At 46.9% G+C, this 20,952-nt stretch carries 25 protein-coding genes and 1 riboswitch; of the genes, 22 read left to right on the top strand and 3 right to left on the bottom strand.

What is annotated here, in order from left to right; translation table 11 throughout:
• Positions 1 to 2 precede the first annotated feature (2 nt).
• The 3 genes from ACWJJX_RS11610 to lysA all read left to right on the top strand — a co-directional run bounded on the left by ACWJJX_RS11610 (position 3) and on the right by lysA (position 3,490).
• Positions 3 to 611, top strand: coding sequence for a stage V sporulation protein AE (locus ACWJJX_RS11610; RefSeq protein WP_102422741.1), 609 nt, complete (start codon positions 3 to 5; stop codon positions 609 to 611).
• Entirely contained in the window at positions 565 to 2,046 is a 1,482-nt protein-coding gene (locus ACWJJX_RS11605) for a spore germination protein (RefSeq protein ID WP_003153360.1), read from the top strand. Before ACWJJX_RS11610 ends, ACWJJX_RS11605 begins: the two co-directional genes overlap by 47 nt.
• 124 nt (positions 2,047 to 2,170) lie before the next feature.
• A complete protein-coding gene (gene lysA / locus ACWJJX_RS11600; protein ID WP_014305333.1) occupies positions 2,171 to 3,490 on the top strand; it encodes a diaminopimelate decarboxylase in 1,320 nt (439 codons plus the stop codon).
• A 44-nt stretch (positions 3,491 to 3,534) separates the two neighbouring features.
• Here the strand turns inward: lysA and ACWJJX_RS11595 are convergent, their stop codons facing one another.
• Positions 3,535 to 4,434 carry a DUF1002 domain-containing protein gene (locus ACWJJX_RS11595; RefSeq protein ID WP_003153362.1) on the bottom strand — a complete coding sequence of 300 codons (900 nt, stop codon included), beginning with the start codon at positions 4,432 to 4,434 and terminating at the stop codon, positions 3,535 to 3,537.
• Between the two features lie 284 nt (positions 4,435 to 4,718).
• Here ACWJJX_RS11595 and ACWJJX_RS11590 point away from each other — a divergent pair, with 284 nt between their 5' ends.
• From ACWJJX_RS11590 to ribT, 9 genes are all read left to right on the top strand, one after another.
• Complete coding sequence (locus ACWJJX_RS11590; RefSeq protein WP_003153363.1) at positions 4,719 to 5,150, top strand: peptidylprolyl isomerase; 432 nt, start codon at positions 4,719 to 4,721, stop codon at positions 5,148 to 5,150.
• Positions 5,151 to 5,299: 149 nt separating this feature from the next.
• A complete protein-coding gene (locus ACWJJX_RS11585) occupies positions 5,300 to 5,791 on the top strand; it encodes a CcdC protein domain-containing protein (protein WP_070082052.1) in 492 nt (163 codons plus the stop codon).
• Between the two features lie 80 nt (positions 5,792 to 5,871).
• The gene (gene lepB / locus ACWJJX_RS11580) at positions 5,872 to 6,447 is read left to right on the top strand and encodes a signal peptidase I (protein WP_077722543.1); all 576 of its coding nucleotides are present in this window, start codon (positions 5,872 to 5,874) and stop codon (positions 6,445 to 6,447) included.
• A 247-nt stretch (positions 6,448 to 6,694) separates the two neighbouring features.
• On the top strand, positions 6,695 to 7,039 hold the full coding sequence (locus ACWJJX_RS11575) for a hypothetical protein (RefSeq protein ID WP_003153366.1): 345 nt from the start codon (positions 6,695 to 6,697) through the stop codon (positions 7,037 to 7,039).
• 119 nt (positions 7,040 to 7,158) lie between these two features.
• Positions 7,159 to 7,305: riboswitch (FMN riboswitch) on the top strand.
• Between the two features lie 131 nt (positions 7,306 to 7,436).
• Positions 7,437 to 8,552, top strand: a complete 1,116-nt coding sequence (gene ribD, locus ACWJJX_RS11570; RefSeq protein ID WP_077722542.1) for a bifunctional diaminohydroxyphosphoribosylaminopyrimidine deaminase/5-amino-6-(5-phosphoribosylamino)uracil reductase RibD — start codon at positions 7,437 to 7,439, stop codon at positions 8,550 to 8,552.
• Positions 8,533 to 9,180, top strand: coding sequence for a riboflavin synthase (ribE, locus tag ACWJJX_RS11565; RefSeq protein ID WP_007409425.1), 648 nt, complete (start codon positions 8,533 to 8,535; stop codon positions 9,178 to 9,180). Before ribD ends, ribE begins: the two co-directional genes overlap by 20 nt.
• 14 nt (positions 9,181 to 9,194) lie before the next feature.
• Positions 9,195 to 10,391 (top strand): bifunctional 3,4-dihydroxy-2-butanone-4-phosphate synthase/GTP cyclohydrolase II, encoded by a 1,197-nt coding sequence (locus tag ACWJJX_RS11560; RefSeq protein ID WP_003153371.1) that lies wholly within the window; start codon positions 9,195 to 9,197, stop codon positions 10,389 to 10,391.
• A 32-nt stretch (positions 10,392 to 10,423) separates the two neighbouring features.
• Positions 10,424 to 10,888 (top strand): 6,7-dimethyl-8-ribityllumazine synthase, encoded by a 465-nt coding sequence (gene ribH / locus ACWJJX_RS11555; RefSeq protein ID WP_003153372.1) that lies wholly within the window; start codon positions 10,424 to 10,426, stop codon positions 10,886 to 10,888.
• Between the two features lie 116 nt (positions 10,889 to 11,004).
• Positions 11,005 to 11,379, top strand: coding sequence for a GNAT family N-acetyltransferase RibT (gene ribT, locus ACWJJX_RS11550; RefSeq protein WP_003153373.1), 375 nt, complete (start codon positions 11,005 to 11,007; stop codon positions 11,377 to 11,379).
• 65 nt (positions 11,380 to 11,444) lie between these two features.
• Here ribT and ACWJJX_RS11545 read toward each other — a convergent pair whose 3' ends face one another.
• Together ACWJJX_RS11545 and ACWJJX_RS11540 are read right to left on the bottom strand one after the other, a co-directional pair.
• Positions 11,445 to 11,966, bottom strand: coding sequence for a DUF309 domain-containing protein (locus tag ACWJJX_RS11545; RefSeq protein WP_069013360.1), 522 nt, complete (start codon positions 11,964 to 11,966; stop codon positions 11,445 to 11,447).
• Positions 11,967 to 12,053: 87 nt separating this feature from the next.
• Positions 12,054 to 12,143 (bottom strand): YjcZ family sporulation protein, encoded by a 90-nt coding sequence (locus tag ACWJJX_RS11540; protein WP_003153376.1) that lies wholly within the window; start codon positions 12,141 to 12,143, stop codon positions 12,054 to 12,056.
• A 207-nt stretch (positions 12,144 to 12,350) separates the two neighbouring features.
• Here ACWJJX_RS11540 and ACWJJX_RS11535 point away from each other — a divergent pair, with 207 nt between their 5' ends.
• The 10 genes from ACWJJX_RS11535 (at position 12,351) to ccsB (ending at position 20,918) form a co-directional block, all read left to right on the top strand.
• Positions 12,351 to 13,106 (top strand): segregation/condensation protein A, encoded by a 756-nt coding sequence (locus tag ACWJJX_RS11535; RefSeq protein WP_007409427.1) that lies wholly within the window; start codon positions 12,351 to 12,353, stop codon positions 13,104 to 13,106.
• Positions 13,096 to 13,689 carry an SMC-Scp complex subunit ScpB gene (scpB, locus tag ACWJJX_RS11530; protein ID WP_007409428.1) on the top strand — a complete coding sequence of 198 codons (594 nt, stop codon included), beginning with the start codon at positions 13,096 to 13,098 and terminating at the stop codon, positions 13,687 to 13,689. The genes ACWJJX_RS11535 and scpB overlap by 11 nt, the downstream gene beginning before the upstream one ends.
• Before the next feature lie 89 nt (positions 13,690 to 13,778).
• Positions 13,779 to 14,264, top strand: coding sequence for a DUF3907 family protein (locus ACWJJX_RS11525; RefSeq protein WP_003153380.1), 486 nt, complete (start codon positions 13,779 to 13,781; stop codon positions 14,262 to 14,264).
• 112 nt (positions 14,265 to 14,376) lie between these two features.
• Entirely contained in the window at positions 14,377 to 15,528 is a 1,152-nt protein-coding gene (locus ACWJJX_RS11520; protein WP_003153383.1) for a D-alanyl-D-alanine carboxypeptidase family protein, read from the top strand.
• A complete protein-coding gene (locus ACWJJX_RS11515) occupies positions 15,516 to 16,106 on the top strand; it encodes a nucleoside recognition domain-containing protein (protein ID WP_003153385.1) in 591 nt (196 codons plus the stop codon). Before ACWJJX_RS11520 ends, ACWJJX_RS11515 begins: the two co-directional genes overlap by 13 nt.
• Before the next feature lie 4 nt (positions 16,107 to 16,110).
• A complete protein-coding gene (gene spmB, locus ACWJJX_RS11510; protein ID WP_003153387.1) occupies positions 16,111 to 16,647 on the top strand; it encodes a spore maturation protein SpmB in 537 nt (178 codons plus the stop codon).
• Between the two features lie 93 nt (positions 16,648 to 16,740).
• On the top strand, positions 16,741 to 17,475 hold the full coding sequence (gene rluB / locus ACWJJX_RS11505; protein ID WP_015388055.1) for a 23S rRNA pseudouridine(2605) synthase RluB: 735 nt from the start codon (positions 16,741 to 16,743) through the stop codon (positions 17,473 to 17,475).
• Between the two features lie 84 nt (positions 17,476 to 17,559).
• Positions 17,560 to 18,099, top strand: coding sequence for a thiol-disulfide oxidoreductase ResA (gene resA, locus ACWJJX_RS11500; RefSeq protein WP_003153391.1), 540 nt, complete (start codon positions 17,560 to 17,562; stop codon positions 18,097 to 18,099).
• Positions 18,096 to 19,724, top strand: a complete 1,629-nt coding sequence (gene resB / locus ACWJJX_RS11495) for a cytochrome c biogenesis protein ResB (protein WP_454022992.1) — start codon at positions 18,096 to 18,098, stop codon at positions 19,722 to 19,724. Before resA ends, resB begins: the two co-directional genes overlap by 4 nt.
• Positions 19,725 to 19,742: 18 nt before the next feature.
• Positions 19,743 to 20,918 carry a c-type cytochrome biogenesis protein CcsB gene (gene ccsB, locus ACWJJX_RS11490; RefSeq protein WP_003153395.1) on the top strand — a complete coding sequence of 392 codons (1,176 nt, stop codon included), beginning with the start codon at positions 19,743 to 19,745 and terminating at the stop codon, positions 20,916 to 20,918.
• The last annotated feature ends 34 nt before the right edge of the window (positions 20,919 to 20,952 follow it).

Genomic DNA, 20,952 nt, shown 5'->3' with positions numbered 1-20,952 from the left:
GCCTGATGACGAAACGGAAGGTCATTCTTGTGACAGACGGGGACGTATACGCCGCCAAAACAATTGAATATGCCGCGGAAAAAGCAGGCGGACGGTGTATTTCCCAATCAAAGGGCAATCCGTCAACCAGAAGCGGCCCCGAACTTGTTCAGCTGATTAAAGCCGCGCCGAATGACCCGGTGTTTGTCATGTTTGACGATTCAGGCCTGCAAGGGGAAGGGCCGGGCGAAACGGCGCTGAAATATGTCGCCTCACATCAGGACATTGAAGTGCTGGGGGTGATTGCGGTCGCTTCTAAGACCCATCAGGCTGAATGGACGAAAGTCGATGTCTCCATTGACCGTGATGGAGAAGTGACGGAGTACGGCGTCGATAAAACCGGAATGAGAGAAATGGACGAGCACAGAATGAACGGAGATACGGTGTATTGTCTGGATAAATTGGACGTTCCCCTCATTGTGGGCATCGGCGACATAGGAAAGATGGGGAGAAAAGATGACATATCCAAAGGCTCGCCGATTACGATGAAGGCGGTCGAATTCATTTTAGAAAGGAGCGAAAGCCATGCCGGAAAAACCGGAAAATATGATCAAGGTATACCGGGATCCTAGAAAAAATGAACAATTTTTTAAAGACCGCGTCGGTATGGGAACGAGCTATGATGTCGGCGTCCGCAAAGTTCGAGTATTAGACCGGGAAGTCCAGATTTACTTTGTCAACGGATTAACCGATACTTTGTTTATCATTCATTTAATGGAACAGCTCGTCGACGTTAATAATTATGACGAGAATGCGGATGAAGCGATTGACGTTGTTGAAAACAGGCTTGTCAATCAGCAGGTCCAAAAAGTCAAAACGCTCGACGAAGCAACAGATCAAGTGCTTTCCGGACTTGTGGCCGTTATCGTTGAAGACGCGGGCTTCGCCTTTATCGTTGACGTCAGAAGTTACCCCGGACGCACACCTGAAGAACCGGATACGGAAAAGGTCGTCCGCGGGGCAAGAGACGGTTTTATCGAAAATATTGTCATTAATACAGCATTGATCAGAAGAAGAATCAGGGACGAAAGGCTCCGCGTCAAAATTACGAAAGTCGGCGAGCGCTCTAAGACCGATCTTGCCATTGTGTATATAGAAGACATCGCGGACCCGGACCTTGTCAGCATCGTCGAAAACGAAGTGAATGCGATTGACATTGACGGATTGACGATGTCTGATAAAACGGTGGAAGAATTCATCGTCAAACAGGGCTACAACCCGTTTCCGATGGTCAGATACACGGAGCGGCCGGATGTGGCCGCCAATCACATTTTGGAAGGGCACGTCATCATTGTCGTTGATACGTCACCGAGCGTGATCATAACGCCGACAACGATTTTTCACCATGTTCAGCATGCGGAAGAATACAGGCAGGCGCCTTCAGTGGGAACATTTTTAAGATGGATCAGGTTTTTCGGTATTATCGCTTCAACGGTTCTGCTTCCGATCTGGTTCCTCTTTGTTCTTGAACCGTCTCTTCTGCCTGAAAGATTGGATTTTATCGGTTTAAATAAAAATACGCATATCCCGATCATTCTGCAAATCTTTTTGGCCGATTTGGGGATTGAGTTTCTCAGGATGGCCGCGATCCATACGCCGACCGCTTTATCCACCGCCATGGGTCTGATTGCGGCGGTGCTGATCGGTCAAATCGCCATAGCGGTGGGGCTGTTTTCAGCAGAAGTGATTCTGTACGTATCGATCGCCGCCATCGGATCATTTACCACGCCGAGCTATGAGCTCAGCCTCGCCAATAAAATGATACGCCTCATCTTAATGGTGCTCGTGGCCATTTTCCAAGTGAAAGGCTTTGTGATAGGCTTTACATTGCTGCTGATCATAATGGCGAATATCCGCTCGTTTCATACGCCGTATTTATGGCCGTTTTTACCGTTTAACGGCAAGGCGCTGTGGCAGGTGCTCGTCCGGACGACAGTGCCGGGAGCGAAAGTCAGACCGAGCATTGTTCACCCGAAAGACCGTCAAAGACAGCCAAGCGGTTCATAATCGCATTGAAACCGACAGAAGATTATGATATTGTATGTCTTAACTTATACGGGACTTGTATAAGGACAGCTCAAAAGAAGCTGTCCTTTTCACCCATAGGCGGATCAGAAAGAGGGAATGAGCATTGTTCTTACATGGCACAAGCAGACAAAACAAACTAGGTCATTTGGAAATCGGAGGTGTGGACGCGCTGTATTTAGCGGAGCATTACGGCACGCCTCTTTATGTTTACGATGTGGCTTTAATACGTGAGCGCGCTAAAAGCTTTAAACAGGCATTCATTGACGCGGATTTAAAGGCGCAGGTCGCGTACGCGAGCAAGGCGTTTTCTTCCGTTGCGATGATACAGCTCGCTGAGCAGGAGGGGCTCTCATTGGACGTTGTATCCGGCGGAGAGCTGTTCACGGCGGTTGCGGCTGGTTTTCCGGCTGACAGGATTCATTTTCACGGCAACAACAAAAGCAAAGAAGAGTTGAAAATGGCGCTCGATCATCAAATCGGCTGCATCGTCGTTGATAATTTTTATGAAATATCCTTACTCGCGGAACTGTGCCGCAAATCAGGGCGCACAATGGATGTGCTTCTGCGGATCACTCCGGGGGTAGAGGCGCATACGCATGATTATATTACGACGGGACAGGAAGATTCCAAATTCGGTTTTGATCTGCATAACGGGCAAATAGAAAAGGCGATTGAACAAGTATTGCAGTCAGACCATATCCGGCTTCTCGGCGTTCACTGCCACATCGGATCGCAAATTTTTGATACGGCGGGCTTTGTGCTGGCCGCAGAAAAAATCTTCGCAAAACTGAATGAATGGAGAGAATCATTCGGCTTTGTCTCTGAAGTGCTGAATTTAGGGGGCGGCTTCGGCATCCGCTACACGGAAGAGGATGAACCCCTTCATCCCGCCGTTTATGTGGAAAAAATTATCGAAGCGGTAAAAGAAAACGCAGCGCTGCACGCTTTTGACATTCCGGAGATCTGGATTGAACCGGGACGCTCGCTCGTCGGAGACGCCGGAACGACGCTTTATACCATCGGTTCGCAAAAAGAAGTGCCCGGCACCCGTAAATATGCAGCGGTTGACGGGGGCATGAGCGATAATATCCGTCCTGCGCTGTATCAGGCGAAATATGAAGCCGTATCGGCAAACAGAATCGGAGAACACCACGACAAAACGGTATCCATCGCGGGTAAGTGCTGTGAAAGCGGGGATATGCTCATTTGGGATATAGACCTTCCGGAAGTGAAAGAAGGCGATCTTCTCGCCGTTTTCTGCACGGGAGCATACGGGTACAGCATGGCTAACAACTACAACCGCATTCCGCGTCCCGCCGTCGTTTTTGTGGAAGACGGCGAAGCGCATCTTGTCATTAGAAGAGAAACTTATGAAGACATTGTAAAACTGGATCTGCCGTTTAAGACGGGGGTCAAACAATAAATGAAAAAGAGACCGGAACAATGGCGTCCGGTCTCTTTTTGCGTTCAGCTGTCAGAACTTGATCCGCTGTCTCCTGTAAATACAGACACGATCGCATTCCAAATCGAAGCGAAGAAATCAATAACTTTTTGAACAAAGCTTTTGCCTTCATCGGATTGAATGAACTTCGTGATTTTGTCTTTTGCCTTATCGAGCTGGCTGCCGACTTGGCCCCAATCAATCTTTGCATTTTTCATTTTATTAAACAATGAAACAAGCTGGTCTTTTTGAGCGTCAGTCAGTGTAATATTAAGGTTTGAAGCCGCATCATCGACCTTTTTCTCGATTCCTTCTTTTGTATCGGGCACACCGTTTTTCGCGAAATCATCTTTAATGTTTGCGATAAGCGCGGAGGCGTTTTTATCCCCGATTTTATCCCCGAGATTTGAAGTGGTGACAAGCTCTTGGTTGGCGACTTGTTTTACATCTTCTGAAATTGCTTTGTCTGATGAGACTTCATATGCCTTGATGATTCCCGTTAATGCTGCGGTGCCTGATACCTCAAACGGCGCCGTCACGTATACTTTCGCATCTTTCACTCCTGCTGTCATCAGGGCGTTTAAGTACATTTCATCCGTAATGGAATCGATATTATGGGTCTTAACGTCAAGCCCGGACCCTTTCTTAGCCACCGTGATGGATGACGAAGAGATGGCTCTTGTGCCGATTTGGGCGTTCGATATATATTTTCCCAGATATTCATGTTCTTCTTTATTTGTGACCGTCACTTTTGTCGCGTTATCAGGGACATTTAATTCGTCAAGCACTTTCTGACGGTTTTCGTTTGACAGATCCGCCCCCAGTGTGACGATGACATCTCCGACTGCGGCATCGGCCAGGCTGATTTTCGGTATTGTGCACAATACAACGGCCGCCGCCAGCAATCCAATCCACATTTTTTTCAAAGCGGTTAACCTCCTTCTTTTCACAAATGCCGTTTTGAAGCGGTTTGTGAGGACCTGCGTGAAGCAGTTCCGATACATAGACGGCTGTGAAGCTGTTCTGGTTTCATTTTCTTTCTGCGGAAGCGGGGAGATTCGTTTTCCGGCTGAAGGTGTGGTATAATAGCCGCGAAAAGAAGAGCAGAGGCCTCTTCCTTCAAAAGAATATCAAAAAGAAAGCCGGCTTACAATTGAAATTCATATTGAAGAAGGCTTTGACAAAAAACAATACGGAAGTAGGAATGAGAATGAAAACTGGTTACATCGAAATGGAAAACGGCAGCAGAATCGAATTTGAACTTTATCCGAATGAAGCGCCTAATACAGTCGCTAACTTTGAAAATCTGGCGAATACGGGCTTTTATGACGGCGTTATTTTCCACCGCGTGATTCCGGGCTTTGTCAGCCAAGGCGGAGATCCGACTGGGACAGGCATGGGCGGAAGCGGAAAAACGATCAAATGTGAAACAGAAGGCAATCCGCATAAACACGAAGCCGGTTCTTTATCAATGGCGCATGCCGGTAAAGACACGGGTTCAAGCCAATTCTTCATCGTACATGAGCCGCAGCCGCATTTAAACGGCGTTCATACTGTATTCGGAAAAGTGACAAGCGGTTTAGAGCATGCGAAAAACATGTCTAACGGAGACAAAATGAAAGAAATCCGTGTAGAAGGATAATGACAGAAAACCCGCCTTTTTCAGGCGGGTTTTTTTATGTATATGAAAATTCTCATGTGTAAATCATGAAAAAATACATATATGAACATCGGCGATCATTCTGGTATAGTGAAAAAGACCGATTACAACAATGAAAAGAGGTAGAAACGTTGGTTCAATTGGCAACCGTTTTATTTGTCATTATCATTCTCGCACTTATGATTTGGTTCAGGGTGAAAAAGGGAAACAGGCCGATTAAAGGCGGCGGCTTCGGCATCATTCTCCCGCTTTTGATTATCGCCGTCATTTTCACATTCAGTATCAGCCAGCTCATGAATATCCCGGGAAAGCCGTTTCATTTTCCCGCTCTTTGGGAGCTCGCCATCGCCGGACTGTTAGGCGCGGTATTCGGTGTCATCATGCTGTCGCAAACCGCCTATGAAATCCGGGAAGACGGCTTTGTCTACTCCAAGCGGAATAAAAACTTTAAATATGTCATTATCGCGATTATTGCGATCCGTATCGCGCTCAGCCAATATTTCAAAAACATTGACGCGGCGGAATTCGCCGTTTTAACGATGGAGCTTGCTTTTGTGTATTTGTGCATTTGGCGGATCGGAAGCTTCGTGAAATACCGTAAAATCAGCAGATCCGGCTTATAAAATGAAAAAAATGGATGGGGTGCGGGGCTTATTTGCCCTCTGTGCAGGGATTCATGGTAAAATAAAAACGACCATGGCTAATGGGAGGAAATCACTTGAAATCAGAAAAAGAAAAAACTTCTAAAAAAAGCACCGTACTTGATTGGGCGAAAGCCATTATCATCGCTGTCGTTCTGGCACTGCTCATCCGAAACTTTTTATTTGCCCCTTATCTCGTTGATGGAAGATCAATGGATCCGACGCTGCATGACCGCGAGAGAATCTTTGTGAATATGACGGTCAAATACATAAGCGACTTCAAACGCGGCCAGATCGTCGTGCTGAACGGAGAAAATGAGCACTATGTCAAACGGATTATCGGACTTCCCGGCGACACGGTGCAAATGAAAAACGATCAGCTGTATATCAACGGCAAAAAAGTGTCCGAACCGTATTTAGCGGCAAACAAGAACAAGGCGAAGCAAGACGGCTATGACCGGCTGACAGAAGACTTCGGCCCGGTGAAAGTGCCGGACGACAAATATTTCGTCATGGGTGATAACCGCAGAGAATCTATGGACAGCCGCAACGGCCTCGGTCTTTTTACGAAAAAACAAATAGCGGGCACATCAAAATTCGTCTTCTTCCCGTTTAACGAAATTCGCAAGACGAAATAAACCGTACAGGCAGTTTTCTTCATGAGAAAACTGCTTTTTTTATATAAATTTATCTCTCCACCCTCAAAAACAGAACATAAATTCGTATATCTATTTAATAGATAGAAAGTTTTACAGATACATGAAACATCTTCCCTTTATGAAACGTTATATGAATAACTCACGCAGGGAAGAACGGTTTTCTATTCATGAAAAAAAGGAATATGACATAGTAATGAATAGATTGATACGGGCTGGAGGTAGAAAAATGGGAAGAATTAAAACAAAAGCAGCCATTTTACTTGTACTGCTGCTGTTATTAGCGGGCGGTTATATGGTCATAAACGATATTGAACTGAAAGACGTGCCGACTGCAATCGGACAAACCCTGTCCCAGGAAAAAGAAGAATATACAGTCAAAACATATAAAATTACGAAAATCGAAGGAACTGAGTATCACGGTACGGCAGCGAACGGCACAAAAATTATTTTTAACGGCGACAAGCTGAAGCAGGATCTCTCCGATGTGAAAAAAGGTGATAAGATTAAAGCGTACTTCAGCAAATCAAACCGGATTGACGGCTTATTGAAGGTCGTCAAAGTGAACGAATAAATAAAGACGCCTTTTATGGGAAAAGGGCGCTTTTTATTTTTCTGAATAATGAGGTGCAAATTCATTGCGCCTGCCGCAAAGGATGTTATAATAGCGGATAAGGACAAAAAAATATTGATTGTATCCTTCGGGGCTGGGTGAAAATCCCGACCGGCGGTAATAAGGCGCTTTGCGCTTTACAGCCCGTGACCCGTATGCATCTGTATACGGTGGATTCAGTGAAAAGCTGAAGCCGACAGTGAAAGTCTGGATGGGAGAAGGATGAGAGAAGCTATGCAAAAAATAAACTTGCTGTATAGTCTTATTTCCTATGGATTAAAACTGGCAAAGCCCCGAACTGTGTAAACATTCGGGGCTTTTTTGACGCCAAATTGCGTGGAAGAAGGGAGGGATAACGATGGATGAATATTATATGAATACGGCAATAGAACTTGCCAGACGCGGTGAAGGACAGACACAGTCCAATCCTCTTGTAGGCGCTGTCGTCGTCAAAAACGGACAGATCGTCGGAATGGGCGCCCATTTGCAATACGGAGAAGCGCATGCCGAGGTTCACGCGATTAATATGGCCGGCAGACACGCAAAAGGCGCCGATTTGTATGTGACGCTGGAGCCTTGCAGCCATTACGGAAAAACACCGCCATGCGCCGAACTGATAATAAAGTCGGGGATAAAAAGGGTGTTCATTGCTGTGAAAGATCCGAATCCGCTTGTAGCCGGAAAAGGCATCGGAATGCTGGAAGCAGCGGGCATCGAAGTGAAAACCGGACTTCTCAGGCAGCAGGCAGAAGAGCTGAATAAAATGTTTCTTCACTTCATGCGGACCGGGCTTCCGTATGTCACCTTGAAAGCGGCCGCGAGCCTTGACGGGAAAACAGCGACCGAAACCGGTGAAAGCAAATGGATTACATCAGAGGCGGCAAGGCTTGATGCCCAGCAATACAGGAAATCGCACCAAAGCATTCTTGTCGGAGCAGGCACAGTCAAAGCCGATAATCCGAGCCTGACCTGCAGGCTTCCTGATGCGGTGAAGCAGCCGGTCAGAGTGATTCTCGATACAAAGCTGACCATTCCTGAAACGGCAAATGTGCTCACTGACGGCGCTGCGCCGACATGGATATTTACGGCCAAAGGTGCAGACGTGCAAAAGAAAGACCGGCTGACCGCACTCGGAATAAAAGTTTTTCCGCTGGAAACAGACCGCATTCACATCCCTGAGGTGCTCAGTATTCTCGCTGAAAACGGCATAATGTCCGTTTATGTGGAAGGCGGAGCATCCGTACACGGAAGTTTTGTCAAGGAAGGCTGTTTCCAAGAGCTTCATTTCTATTTCGCCCCTAAATTAATCGGAGGAACGCTTGCTCCCAGCTTGATCTCCGGTGAAGGTTTTCAATCAATGAAAGATGTCCCCCATTTGCAATTCACACAAATCACCCAAATCGGGCCGGATATAAAACTGACGGCCATACCTAAAGATGGAAAGGATGGTGACGATGTTTACAGGAATCGTTGAAGAAACAGGCACGATCCAAGCAATCAAAAAGACAGGCCTTTCCATGGCATTAACCATCGCCGCTTCAAAAGTGACAAGTGATGTGAAGCTTGGCGACAGCATTGCGGTAAACGGCATCTGCCTGACCGTAACCGGATTTTCTGACAATCAATTTACGGTTGATGTCATGCCGGAAACAGTGAAAGCCACTTCGCTGAACGGCTTGTCAAAAGGCAGTAAAGTAAACCTGGAAAGAGCGATGTCCGCCAACGGACGGTTCGGCGGCCACTTTGTATCAGGGCATGTGGACGGAACGGCGGAAATTACGCGGATCGAGAAAAAAAGCAACGCGGTCTATTACGATTTAAAACTTTCGCCGGAATTGACAAAAACGCTCGTATTGAAAGGTTCAATTACGGTAGACGGCGTGAGCCTGACGATTTTCGGTCTATCAGACGAAAGCGTGACGGTATCCATCATTCCGCATACCATCTCAGAAACGATTTTTCAGACGAAAACAGTCGGATCAACCGTAAATATTGAGTGTGACATGATCGGCAAATACTTATACCGCTTTTTGCACAAAACAGAACAAACGAAAAGCAATCAAACTATCACGGAAGCCTTTTTAAGCGAGAACGGCTTTTAGAAAGGAAGATCGATATGTTTCATCCGATAGAAGAGGCGTTAGAGGCGCTGAAAAAAGGTGAAGTCATCATTGTTGTCGATGATGAAGACAGAGAAAACGAAGGAGATTTCGTAGCGCTGGCTGAGCATGCCACGCCTGAAGTGGTGAATTTTATGGCGACCCATGGGAGAGGCCTGATCTGCACGCCCCTGTCTGAAGACATCGCCGGCCGGCTGGACCTTCACCCGATGGTCGATCATAATACGGACTCACATGAGACCGCGTTTACGGTCAGTATTGACCACAGGCTGACAAAAACGGGCATCAGCGCTCAAGAACGTTCTTTTACGATTCAGGCGCTGTTGAACGAGGAATCTGTGTCTGACGATTTTCAGCGTCCGGGCCACATTTTCCCCTTAATCGCAAAAAAAGGAGGCGTCCTGAAGCGGGCCGGCCATACGGAAGCAGCCGTTGACCTTGCAAAAGCCTGCGGATCTCAGGGAGCGGGCGTCATTTGTGAAATTATGAATGAAGACGGCACAATGGCCAGAGTGCCGGAGTTAGCTGAAATCGCCGAACGCCACCAGCTGAAAATGATTACGATAAAAGACTTAATAGAGTACCGTTACAACATTACGACACTTGTGAACAGAGAAGTTGATATTACGCTGCCGACTGACTTCGGCACGTTTAGAGTTTACGGATATACAAACGAGGTTGACGGAAAAGAACATCTCGCCTTTGTCATGGGGGATGTCCCGTTTAACAGCGAACCCGTTCTTGTCAGAGTGCACTCAGAATGCCTGACGGGCGATGTGTTTGCATCCCATCGCTGTGATTGCGGACCTCAGCTTCATGCCGCGCTTGCGCAAATTGCTGAAGAAGGCCGCGGCGTTCTATTGTATTTGCGCCAGGAAGGCAGAGGAATCGGTTTAATCAATAAGCTGAAGGCGTACCGATTGCAGGAACAAGGGTACGACACGGTTGAAGCGAACGAAGCGCTCGGCTTTCTGCCTGATCTGCGCAACTACGGCATCGGCGCCCAGATTCTCCGCGACTTAGGGGTTCAGCATATGAAACTTTTAACCAATAACCCCCGGAAAATCGCCGGCCTCGAAGGATACGGTCTCAGCATTTCAGAACGGGTGCCGCTTCAAATGGAAGCGAGTGAGCATAACAAACAGTATTTACAGACCAAAATGAAAAAACTTGGACATCTGCTCCATTTCTAAAAACAAATCTCACAAAAAAGGATGGATAACATATGAATATCATACAAGGAAACCTAGTAGGAACAGGACTTAAAATCGGAATCGTCGTCGGCAGATTTAATGAATTTATAACGAGCAAGCTGTTAAGCGGAGCGGAAGACACGCTGCTTCGCCACGGTGTAGAATCAAACGACATTGACGTCGCTTGGGTGCCGGGAGCGTTTGAAATCCCGTTTGCGGCAAAGAAAATGGCGGAAACGAAAAAATACGATGCCGTCATTACGCTCGGCACGGTTATCAGAGGAGCGACAACGCATTACGACTATGTCTGCAATGAAGCGGCAAAAGGCATCGCCCAGGCGGGAACGGCGACGGGCGTCCCGGTTATCTTCGGCATCGTGACGACTGAAACCATTGAGCAGGCCATCGAACGAGCCGGAACAAAAGCCGGAAATAAGGGAGCGGATTGCGCAGTATCTGCCATTGAAATGGCAAATTTAAACCGCTCATTTGAATAATTTGTTGAAAAGCGTTTAAAACCGCGGCGAAAATGATATAATGTGAGAAAACGGATCGCCTTTATGTATCCGTTTGATAGGACATGAATGGACATTTTGGATATAGAGGGGTTTTTATGTTAATTCGTTATAAAAAATCGTTTGAAAAGATTGCGATGGGTCTTCTGTCATTTATGCCGAATGAAAAAGATCTCAAGCAGCTTCAGCAGACAATAAAGGACTATGAAACGGATACTGGCCGCCAGCTCTTTCTTTGGAAAGAGGATGAAGATATCGTCGGAGCGATCGGAGTCGAAAAAAAGGACTCAGAGGTTGAAATCCGGCATATCAGCGTGAATCCTTCTCACCGCCATCAAGGAATCGGAAAGCAAATGATGGACGCCTTAAAACGTCTGTTCAAAACGGAGGCACTCGTTCCGAATGAATTAACGCAAAGCTTTTTTGAACGCTGTCAACATCAAAAAGATCAGGATATCTCATATAATAACTGACAAATGCTCCCGGAATCTTCACGGTTTCGGGAGCTGTTTTGATATAGAAAAAGCAGGGCTGACCGTCAGCCTCTGCTTTTTTTTCTTCTCTCCATTTCCCGTTCGCGTTCCTTAATGACATCCGTCCTGTCCCGCAGGCGGTGTTTATGGATAAGAAAGGTATCTGATACGCCGTCTTGCCCCCATGTATAGCCCTTTCGGCGGCATTCGGCAAGACATGCTTCTTTCAGGGCTTCATCTGTAATCGGAAGCATAACACTTCTGTAAGGCAGGCCCGCTTCTATATCGTCTGACAGCGTTTCTATCAGCTCAATCAGCTTCGGATGGCTGAGCCCGAGAGAACAGACCGCCTGCTTTTCAGACCGCAGAATACGTAAGCTGTTGGCAATCAGCCGTTTCGCCCCGACTTCATTTCCCCTGCGCTGGTGATACAGAGCGACGGCAAGCTGAATCAGGCCGACCCAATGAATGCTCCGCTTTTCAGCCGGGCTTTCTTTCCAATATTCCTCTAACAGTTCATGACACTCAAAATAATCTCTTGATGCGTGAAATTCGGCCAAAAAGCCGATATAAGCTTTAGGATACAAGCCGCTTCCTCCTTTTATGCTAAAACCAGTGTACCACAGCGCTATGAAAAGGAAAAAAGAGCGGCTTGGTGTCTGAAGCCTGAGGAACTAGCAGATGTAAGATGCTCCTACGACAACGAGCAAAATAAACAGAACGACAATTAATGCAAAACCTCCGCCGAAACAAGCTCCGCTCATGTGAAATCAGCCTCCCTTTGTTTCAAGTTTACACGGCTATCATATGTGCATCCGCCTTTAAAGGTATAGGCGTATATCTTCTTTTTCAGTATTTTCTAAATAACGGAGGACGTGTATAAAAGTATTGGACGAGAGCATTTCGGTGGATTATACTAAAGGGTAGCCAGTTTTTCCGGCAATGAGAGTGATACTGAAAATGGTGAGATAATGGTAGAATATCAAGTGAAAATTGATACGTTTGAAGGCCCATTGGACCTGCTGCTTCATCTGATTAACCGTCTTGAAATCGACATATACGACATACCCGTGGCAACCATTACTGAACAATATTTATTATATGTACATACAATGCAAGAGCTTGAACTTGATGTCGCCAGTGAATATCTGGTCATGGCGGCGACGCTTCTCAGCATTAAAAGCAGAATGCTGCTTCCGAAACAAGAGGAAGAGCTGTTTGAAGACGAAATGCTTGAAGAAGAAGACCCTCGGGACGAGCTGATTGAAAAGCTGATTGAGTATAGAAAGTATAAAACCGCTGCGAAGGATTTAAAAGAGCGGGAAGAAGAAAGACAAAAGTCATTTACAAAGCCGCCGAGTGATTTAAGTGAGTATGCAAAAGAAATCAAACAGACCGAGCAGAAACTGTCGGTGACCGTTTATGACATGATCGGCGCGTTTCAAAAGGTGCTTCAGCGTAAAAAAATCACGCGGCCGAAAGAAACGACCATTACAAGACAGGAAATACCGATTGAAGACAGAATGAACGAAATCGTAAAAAGCTTAAAAACGGCGGGGAGAAGAATAAACTTCACGGAGCTTTTTCCTTCTCGGCAAAAAGACCATCTCGTCGTGACGTTTTTAGCAGTCCTGGAACTGATGAAAAATCAGCAGATTATCATTGAACAGGAAGAAAACTTTTCAGATATATACATTACGGGGAGTGAATCCATTCATGGCGCTTGATATCGTGAATTGGAAAGCGATTGTGGAAGCCCTGCTGTATGCGGCGGGTGATGAAGGGCTGACCAAAAAGCAATTGGTGACGGTGCTTGAAATAGAAGAAGCGGAACTGGCCGGAATCATGGAAGAAGTGGCCGCTCAGTACAAGGAAGACGACAGAGGCATCGAGCTTACCGAATATGCGGATACGTATATGCTTGGAACGAAAAAAGAATTCGTGCCTTATTTGAAAAAACTAATCGAAGTGCCGTCAAAAGGGCTGTCACAGGCTTCTTTGGAAGTGCTGGCGATCGTTTCGTACAAGCAGCCGATCACACGGGCGGAAATTGAAGATATCCGGGGCGTGAAGTCTGAGCGGATTCTGCACAGTCTCGTGTCAAAAGCGCTGCTGTGTGAGGTGGGCCGCGCCGACGGTCCCGGCCGGGCGATTTTATACGGCACGACACCGGTATTTCTTGAACAATTCGGCTTAAAAACATTGGAGGAGCTCCCGCCGCTTCCTGAAAATGCGGAGGAAGACGTTCTCCAGGAGGAAGCCGATTTATTCTTTGAAAACTTCAACCAAACTTTTGAGGATATTAAATAATAACCGTTTTTCATCATACGATAGTAGGGAAAGGCCATTGATGAATGACGCAAATGACGACGTACAAGAGAGGAAGGAAACGGACGGAAATGGGAAATTCGATTGTGAGGGCCCATACTGAAGAAACTGGTGAATTTTTAGCCGAGGTTGTCACGATGGTCAGCAGCTATTTAAATCATACAACATTGCCGGAGATGCGGGCTCAAGGAGAGGCGGATGAGGCATACTGCCGCGACGTGCTCAGTGTGCTGAGGAGGATGACCGTCTTTTGCGAAGGCGCCCAGGAAGCCTGCCGGCGGCTCTTAATGCAGGAGCCGTTTCATGAGGTGAGAGCGGAAAAAACGCTGTATAAAGTGTATCATCAGTGCGTGGAAGAGTTTTTCATGCCGAAAAAGGATACATGGTACGAAAACAGCCGCGCCGCTTATACAGGCCAAAGCGCGATTGAATTCTACCAGCAAGTGCCGGACTCGCTGCGGAGCCTTCTGCTTTCGCTCAGCAGTGAATTTCTGCGCATGCGGGAAGAATTGGCGCAATATGAAGCATCAGGCTCAAATATGGCATCAGTCAGATAAAAACTCTTCCTTTTGGGAGAGTTTTTTTATGTGAAAGTGATGCAATTGGTATTCATAAGTCATGGACAGGCGCATAAACTTGTACAAACCCACAACAAGGACGTGAGCATTCATGCGCTTTCTCAAAAAAGCTGCCGTATTTCTTTTGACTTTTGTTATTCTTTTTTCCATTACAGACGGCAATACGGCACATGCCCAAATACATGTCAGCGCAAAAAGCGCGATTATTATCGACGGAGCATCTGGCAGGGTGTTATTCGCCAAGGATGAACATCATAAGCGGCGGATTGCAAGCATTACGAAAATCATGACGGCGGTGCTGGCGATTGAATCAGGGAAGATGGAAGAGACCGTGACGGTTTCCCCGAATGCCGTAAAAACGGAAGGCTCAGCCATTTATCTTCAGCCGGGACAAAAAGTAAAGCTGAAAGATCTCGTTTACGGGCTTATGCTGAGATCAGGAAATGACGCCGCTGCCGCAATAGCGGAATATGTCGGCGGAAGCCTTGACGGTTTTGTATTTATGATGAACAAAAAAGCCGAGCAAATCGGGATGGAAAATACAAAATTTCAAAATCCGCACGGGCTGGACGACCATGAAAATTTATATTCAACGGCGTATGACATGGCGCTTTTGACTAAATACGCGATGAAAATCAAGGAATACCGGACCGTTTCAGGCACAAAAGTGTATAAGGCAGAAACGATGGACCGGGTATGGAAAAATAAAAACAAGCTTCTGACTGGGCTCTACCGTTACAGCACAGGCGGAAAAACGGGTTACACAAAAATCGCGAAACGGACGCTCGTTTCGACGGCTTCAAAAGACGGAACGGATCTCATCGCGGTCACCATAAATGATCCGGATGACTGGGATGACCATATGAATATGTTTAATTATGTCTTTGAGCACTATAAAACCTATGTCGTCGCTAAAAAAGGCGGCATCCCGAAGCTGAAAAAGACGTTTTACGGAAAACACGCTTTTATTGCCCGGGATGTCAAATATTTATTAAAAGAGGATGAAATCGACGATGTAAAAATCCGCACAACCTTAATAAAACCGAAAAAAGCCTGGAAAAAGGACGCCTCTCTCATTCCTGATGTCGTCGGCCGGATGACTGTTATGCATGATGGGAAAGTGATCGCCAAGATTCCCGTCTATTATGAAAACGAGCGCCATAAAAAACCGAAAAAGCATTTCATTGAGACGTTTACGAGCCTGTTTATGAGCGCGGCGGGCGGTTCGTCATGGTCAATTTAATCTGGGTATGTCTGACGGTAATCGGACTTGTCTTTGCGATGTTTAACGGTACCTTGCAGGATGTGAATGAAGCTGTTTTTAAAGGAGCGAAAGAAGCGGTTACGATCTCGTTCGGATTAATGAGCGTCCTCGTCTTCTGGCTCGGCCTGATGAAAATAGCCGAGCAGTCCGGCCTTTTGGATATATTCAGCAGAATGTGCCGCCCGTTTATCTCTAAGCTGTTTCCCGATATTCCCCCTGATCATCCGGCGATGGGATACATCTTATCAAATCTCATGGCAAACTTTTTCGGACTGGGAAATGCGGCGACACCGCTCGGTATTAAAGCCATGGAGCAGATGAAAAAGCTGAATGGAGGTAAGTCTGAGGCCAGCCGTTCCATGATCACCTTTTTGGCGGTAAATACTTCGAGTATTACATTGATACCGACAACCGTCATTGCCGTGCGCATGGCTTATTCGGCGAAATCACCGACCGATATCGTCGGGCCGACCATCTTAGCGACTTTAATTTCGGGAATCGGCGCGATTTTCATTGACCGCTACTTCTGGTACCGCCGCAAAAGAAAAGGGAGGTAAGCGAATGGAAATGGTGAATTGGCTGTCTTTAGCCATGATTCCGATTATTATCGCCGGTATATTGATATACGGCACGATCAAAAAAGTGCCGACGTATGAATCATTCGTTGAAGGCGGAAAAGAAGGAATTGAGATTGCGTTTTCCATCATTCCGTATTTGGTCGGGATGCTGGTGGCGATTACCGTATTCCGGGCCTCAGGCGCGCTGGATTTTGTCATGGGGCTGTGCAAGCCTTTCTTTACAGCGCTCGGCATTCCCGCAGAAGTCGTGCCGCTTGCTCTGATCCGCCCGATTTCGGGGACGGCGGCGCTCGGCATGACGACAGATCTGATCGCCGTGTACGGGCCTGATTCATTTATCGGCAGACTGGCCTCGGTCATGCAGGGATCGACTGACACGACGCTGTATGTCCTGACGGTGTATTTCGGGGCGGTCGGCATCAAAAAAATGGGGGATGCTTTAAAGGTTGGTCTTCTTGCTGATCTGATCGGGGTGGTTGCATCAATCATCATAGTTACGTTATTATTTGGAAGCGCCTGAAATCAGGCGCTTTTTATATATCAGAATAACTCTCCTTGAAAAAGCTTGTTTGTTCAAGGGGAAAAAAGTAAGATTATACTTGAGGTGAACGACATGGAAAGACTGCAAAAAGTTATTGCTCATGCCGGCGTGGCATCACGCAGAAAGGCAGAAGAGCTGATAAAAGAAGGAAAAGTAAAGGTGAATGGAAAAGTAATAACAGAGCTCGGCGTAAAAGTGACCGGTTCTGATCAGATTGAAGTAAACGGATTAAAGGTGGAGCGGGAAGAACCCGTGTACTTTCTGCTTTATAAACCGAGAGGAGTGATCTCAGCAGCTGATGACGACAAAGGGCGGAAAGTGGTGACCGACTTTTTCAAAGAAGTGCCGCAGCGCATTTATCCGATCGGCAGGCTTGATTATGATACGAGCGGACTTTTATTGCTGACAAATGACGGCGAGTTTGCCAACAAACTCATGCATCCGAAATACGAAATTGATAAGACGTACGTCGCCAAAGTGAAGGGGATTCCTTCCAAGGAACTTCTGAGAAAGCTTGAGCGCGGCATTCAGCTTGAAGAAGGCAAGACAGCGCCGGCCAGAGCGAAAATGCTTTCCCTGGACAAAAGAAAGCAGACGAGCATTATTCAGCTGACGATTCATGAAGGCCGAAACAGACAGGTCCGCCGCATGTTTGAGGCGATCGGTCATGACGTGCTGAAACTCAAACGTGAAGAATACGCATTTTTAGATTTAAGAGGTCTGCGCACAGGAGACGCAAGAGAATTGACGCCGCATGAGGTGAAAAGGCTGCGGGCTTTAGCTGAACACGGTAAAAACGCTTTCTAATTTTCACATAACCTTCAAAAATTACAAAACGTGTAGATGATATAATTGAATGGATTTGCAGACAGGGGAGGGGAGCAGTGTACAATGAACAAAAAACGGCGGCGTTTATTCATTCGGACCGGCATCCTTCTCATCTTACTCTGCGCGCTCGGATATACCATCTATAATGCCGTTTACACAAACGGAGAGCGTATATCTGAGGGGTCCAAAGCCCCGAATTTCGCGCTGAAAGATACAGAGGGCAGACTCATAGAACTGAGTCAGTTAAAAGGGAAAGGTGTTTTTCTGAATTTCTGGGGAACGTGGTGTGAGCCGTGCAAGCAGGAATTTCCCTACATGGAGAATCAATACAAGCATTTTAAAGACCTCGGTGTCGAGGTGGTTGCGGTAAATGTCGGCGAATCAAAAATTGCAGTACATAATTTTATGAAAACATACGGCGTCAATTTCCCGGTTGCGCTTGATACTGACCGGCAAGTGCTGGACGCGTACGGCGTATCACCTATTCCGACGACATTTTTGATCAATCCCGACGGAAAGGTCGTGAAAGTGGTGACCGGCACGATGACAGAACGCATGGTTCATGACTATATGAATTTAATTAAGCCGGAGGCGTCTTCATGAAAAAGGTCAAATGTGAATGCGGGCACGTGAATCCAGCCGGGACGGTTTTGTGCGAGTCGTGCGGGAAGCCGCTTGATGATCAAAAATCGCCGCTTGCCGATATGCGGTACGACGGCAGCGCAAGGCGTTCGCAAACATATAACAAAACAATCGTAGATAAGGTATGGAACTTCTTTTCTTCCGTAAAAGTCGGAATATGGCTGATTGTCATTACTCTGGCGGCATCTGCTTTCGGCACGGTTTTTCCGCAGGAAGCTTATCTGCCGCCGGGCGCCCAGCCGGATACATATTATGAACAGCAGTACGGCATAATCGGCCAACTGTATTATTTGCTGGGGTTTCATCACCTGTACGGCTCATGGTGGTATATGCTCCTGATCGCATCCATTGGCATATCACTGGTCATCTGCAGCCTGGATCGGGTGATTCCTTTGTACAGGGCGCTGAAAAATCAAGGAGTTCGTCGGAATCCGGTCTTTTTGAAGAGGCAGCGTCTATACAGCCGGACAGAAACCGAGCTGAGCGGGGATGCGGCTGATAGCCTCAGAACACGATTGAAAAAAAAGCATTATAGAGTGCGAGAACAAGAGGGAAGCATCCTGGCGGAAAAAGGCCGTTTTTCAAGGTGGGGGCCCTACGTCAATCATATCGGCCTGATCATTTTTCTGATCGGAGCCATGCTGAGATTTGTACCCGGTATGTATGTCGATGAAACACTCTGGGTCCGTGAAGGCGAAACCGCCCAGATCCCCGGTACTGACGGCAAATATTACTTAAAAAACAACCGGTTCACGATGCAGACATATAACAAAGACACTGAGAAAAAAGTATTCGCCGACGCCATTGACAGAGCCGGAAACGGCAAAGTCGCCAAATCCTTCACTACGGACGCGGTTCTGTACAAGAGGGAAGGCGACATTGTATTCGGTGAAAAGCCGAAGCTTAAAAGAGTCAAAGAAAACAATATCCGCGTCAATGAACCGCTGCGCTTTGACTCCTATTCTGTGTATCAGGTGGACTATAAAGAAAACCAGCTCGATCAGATGGTATTTCAGCTGATCAACCAAAAAACAAAACAGTCATTCGGCAAACTGAAGATCAATCTTCTTGATCCCGACACGGACTACGATCTTGGTAACGGTTACAAAGTGCAGATCGCCAGTTATCTTCCTGATTTTTATTTTAACAAGGACGGAGAACCGAGCACGAAAACGAAGGTTCCTAACAATCCGGCTTTTGTCTTTAAAATCACGGCTCCCGACAAGCCGAAAGGGGAGAAAAGTTTTGTTGCGATTCAGCAGACTGTTGAAGGTTCCGAAAGTAACAAGTACAAATTAAAATTCGACCATGTGGAAACGAAAAACATTACAGGACTCACCGTCAGAAAAGACTTAACCTTATGGGTGCTTGCCGTCGGCGGCGCGATCTTTATGATCGGCGTCATTCAAGGGATGTACTGGCAGCACAGAAGGATCTGGATCAAAACAGGTGATCATGAAGTGCTTGTGGCGGGACATACGAACAAAAACTGGTTCGGTCTGAAAAAGGATATCGAATTTGTTCTTAGCGGGACCGGGATTCAAGAGCCGGCCGATCAAAAAGAATTGGCCAAAAATCAGGCCTAGTGAAAAAGGAGTGGTGTCATGGCGGAGCTGAGCGCAAATTTTCTTTATGCTGCCTTTTTGATTTATTTAATTGCCGTCCCGGTTTTCGGCGGCGCCATCCGGGGAACAAAAGGTGCGAAGGACGGTAAGGGCCGCTGGTCGGCTATCGGAATCACGTTAACCATTTTCGGATTTCTTTGTCATCTCGGCTACTTTATTGCGAGATGGTCGGCAAGCGGACATGCGCCTGTCAGCAATATGTTTGAATTTACGACGTCATTCGGCATGATGCTTGTTCTCGCTTTTATTATTATTTACTTTATTTACAGACTGCCTTCATTAGGCATGTTCACATTGTCTATCGCGCTTTTGCTTATCGCATATGCAAGCATGTTTCCGACAGACATCACGCCGCTTATTCCGTCACTGCAGAGCAATTGGCTGTACATTCACGTCACGACGGCTGCGCTCGGGCAGGCGATTCTTGCGATCAGTTTTGTAGCCGGCGTCATTTTCCTGTTAAAGCATGTCGACCAATCCAGACCGGGCAAAAAAACGTTTTGGCTTGAAGTCATCATGTTTATACTCGTGACGACCGTGGCATTTATCGCCGTCACGTCGGCATTCCGGCTGGCGGATTACAAAGCAGAATTTAATTGGGTGGATAAAAAAGAGGCTAAAAGCGTGATGATATATGATATGCCTGCGCTTGTCGGCCCGCATGACGGAGAACTGCTTACGGAAGGCGCAATGAAGCCGCTTATTGAGCTTCCGGCCATTTTTTCAGGCAGAAAGGTCAATACGGTGATCTGGTCGTTTGGCGCAGGTCTCGTTTTATACGGGGCGCTCAGGCTGATATTCAGAAAGAGGATCAGCGCTCTTATAAGCCCGCTCGTCAAAAATGTGAATCTGGACTTGGTCGATGAAGTCGGCTACCGCGCTGTTTCCATCGGTTTTCCGGTATTCACACTCGGCGCGCTTGTGTTTGCGATGATTTGGGCGCAGCTTGCATGGACGCGTTTTTGGGGCTGGGACCCGAAGGAAGTATGGGCGCTGATCACCTTTCTATTTTACGCAGCGTATTTGCACTTGCGGCTGTCAAGAGGCTGGCATGGCGAAAAGTCCGCGTGGCTTGCCGTCATCGGCTTCGCCATTATTATGTTTAACTTAATTTTTGTGAATCTCGTGCTTGCCGGACTTCATTCGTACGCATAGATGCAAAAAGCCGATACAGTTCTCAAGCTGCCGC

The sequence above is a fragment of the Bacillus sp. YH3-2-B2 genome (assembly GCF_053663335.1).
The sequence above is the reverse complement of the archived record's forward strand: the minus strand, read 5'-3'. Positions and strand labels throughout refer to the sequence as shown.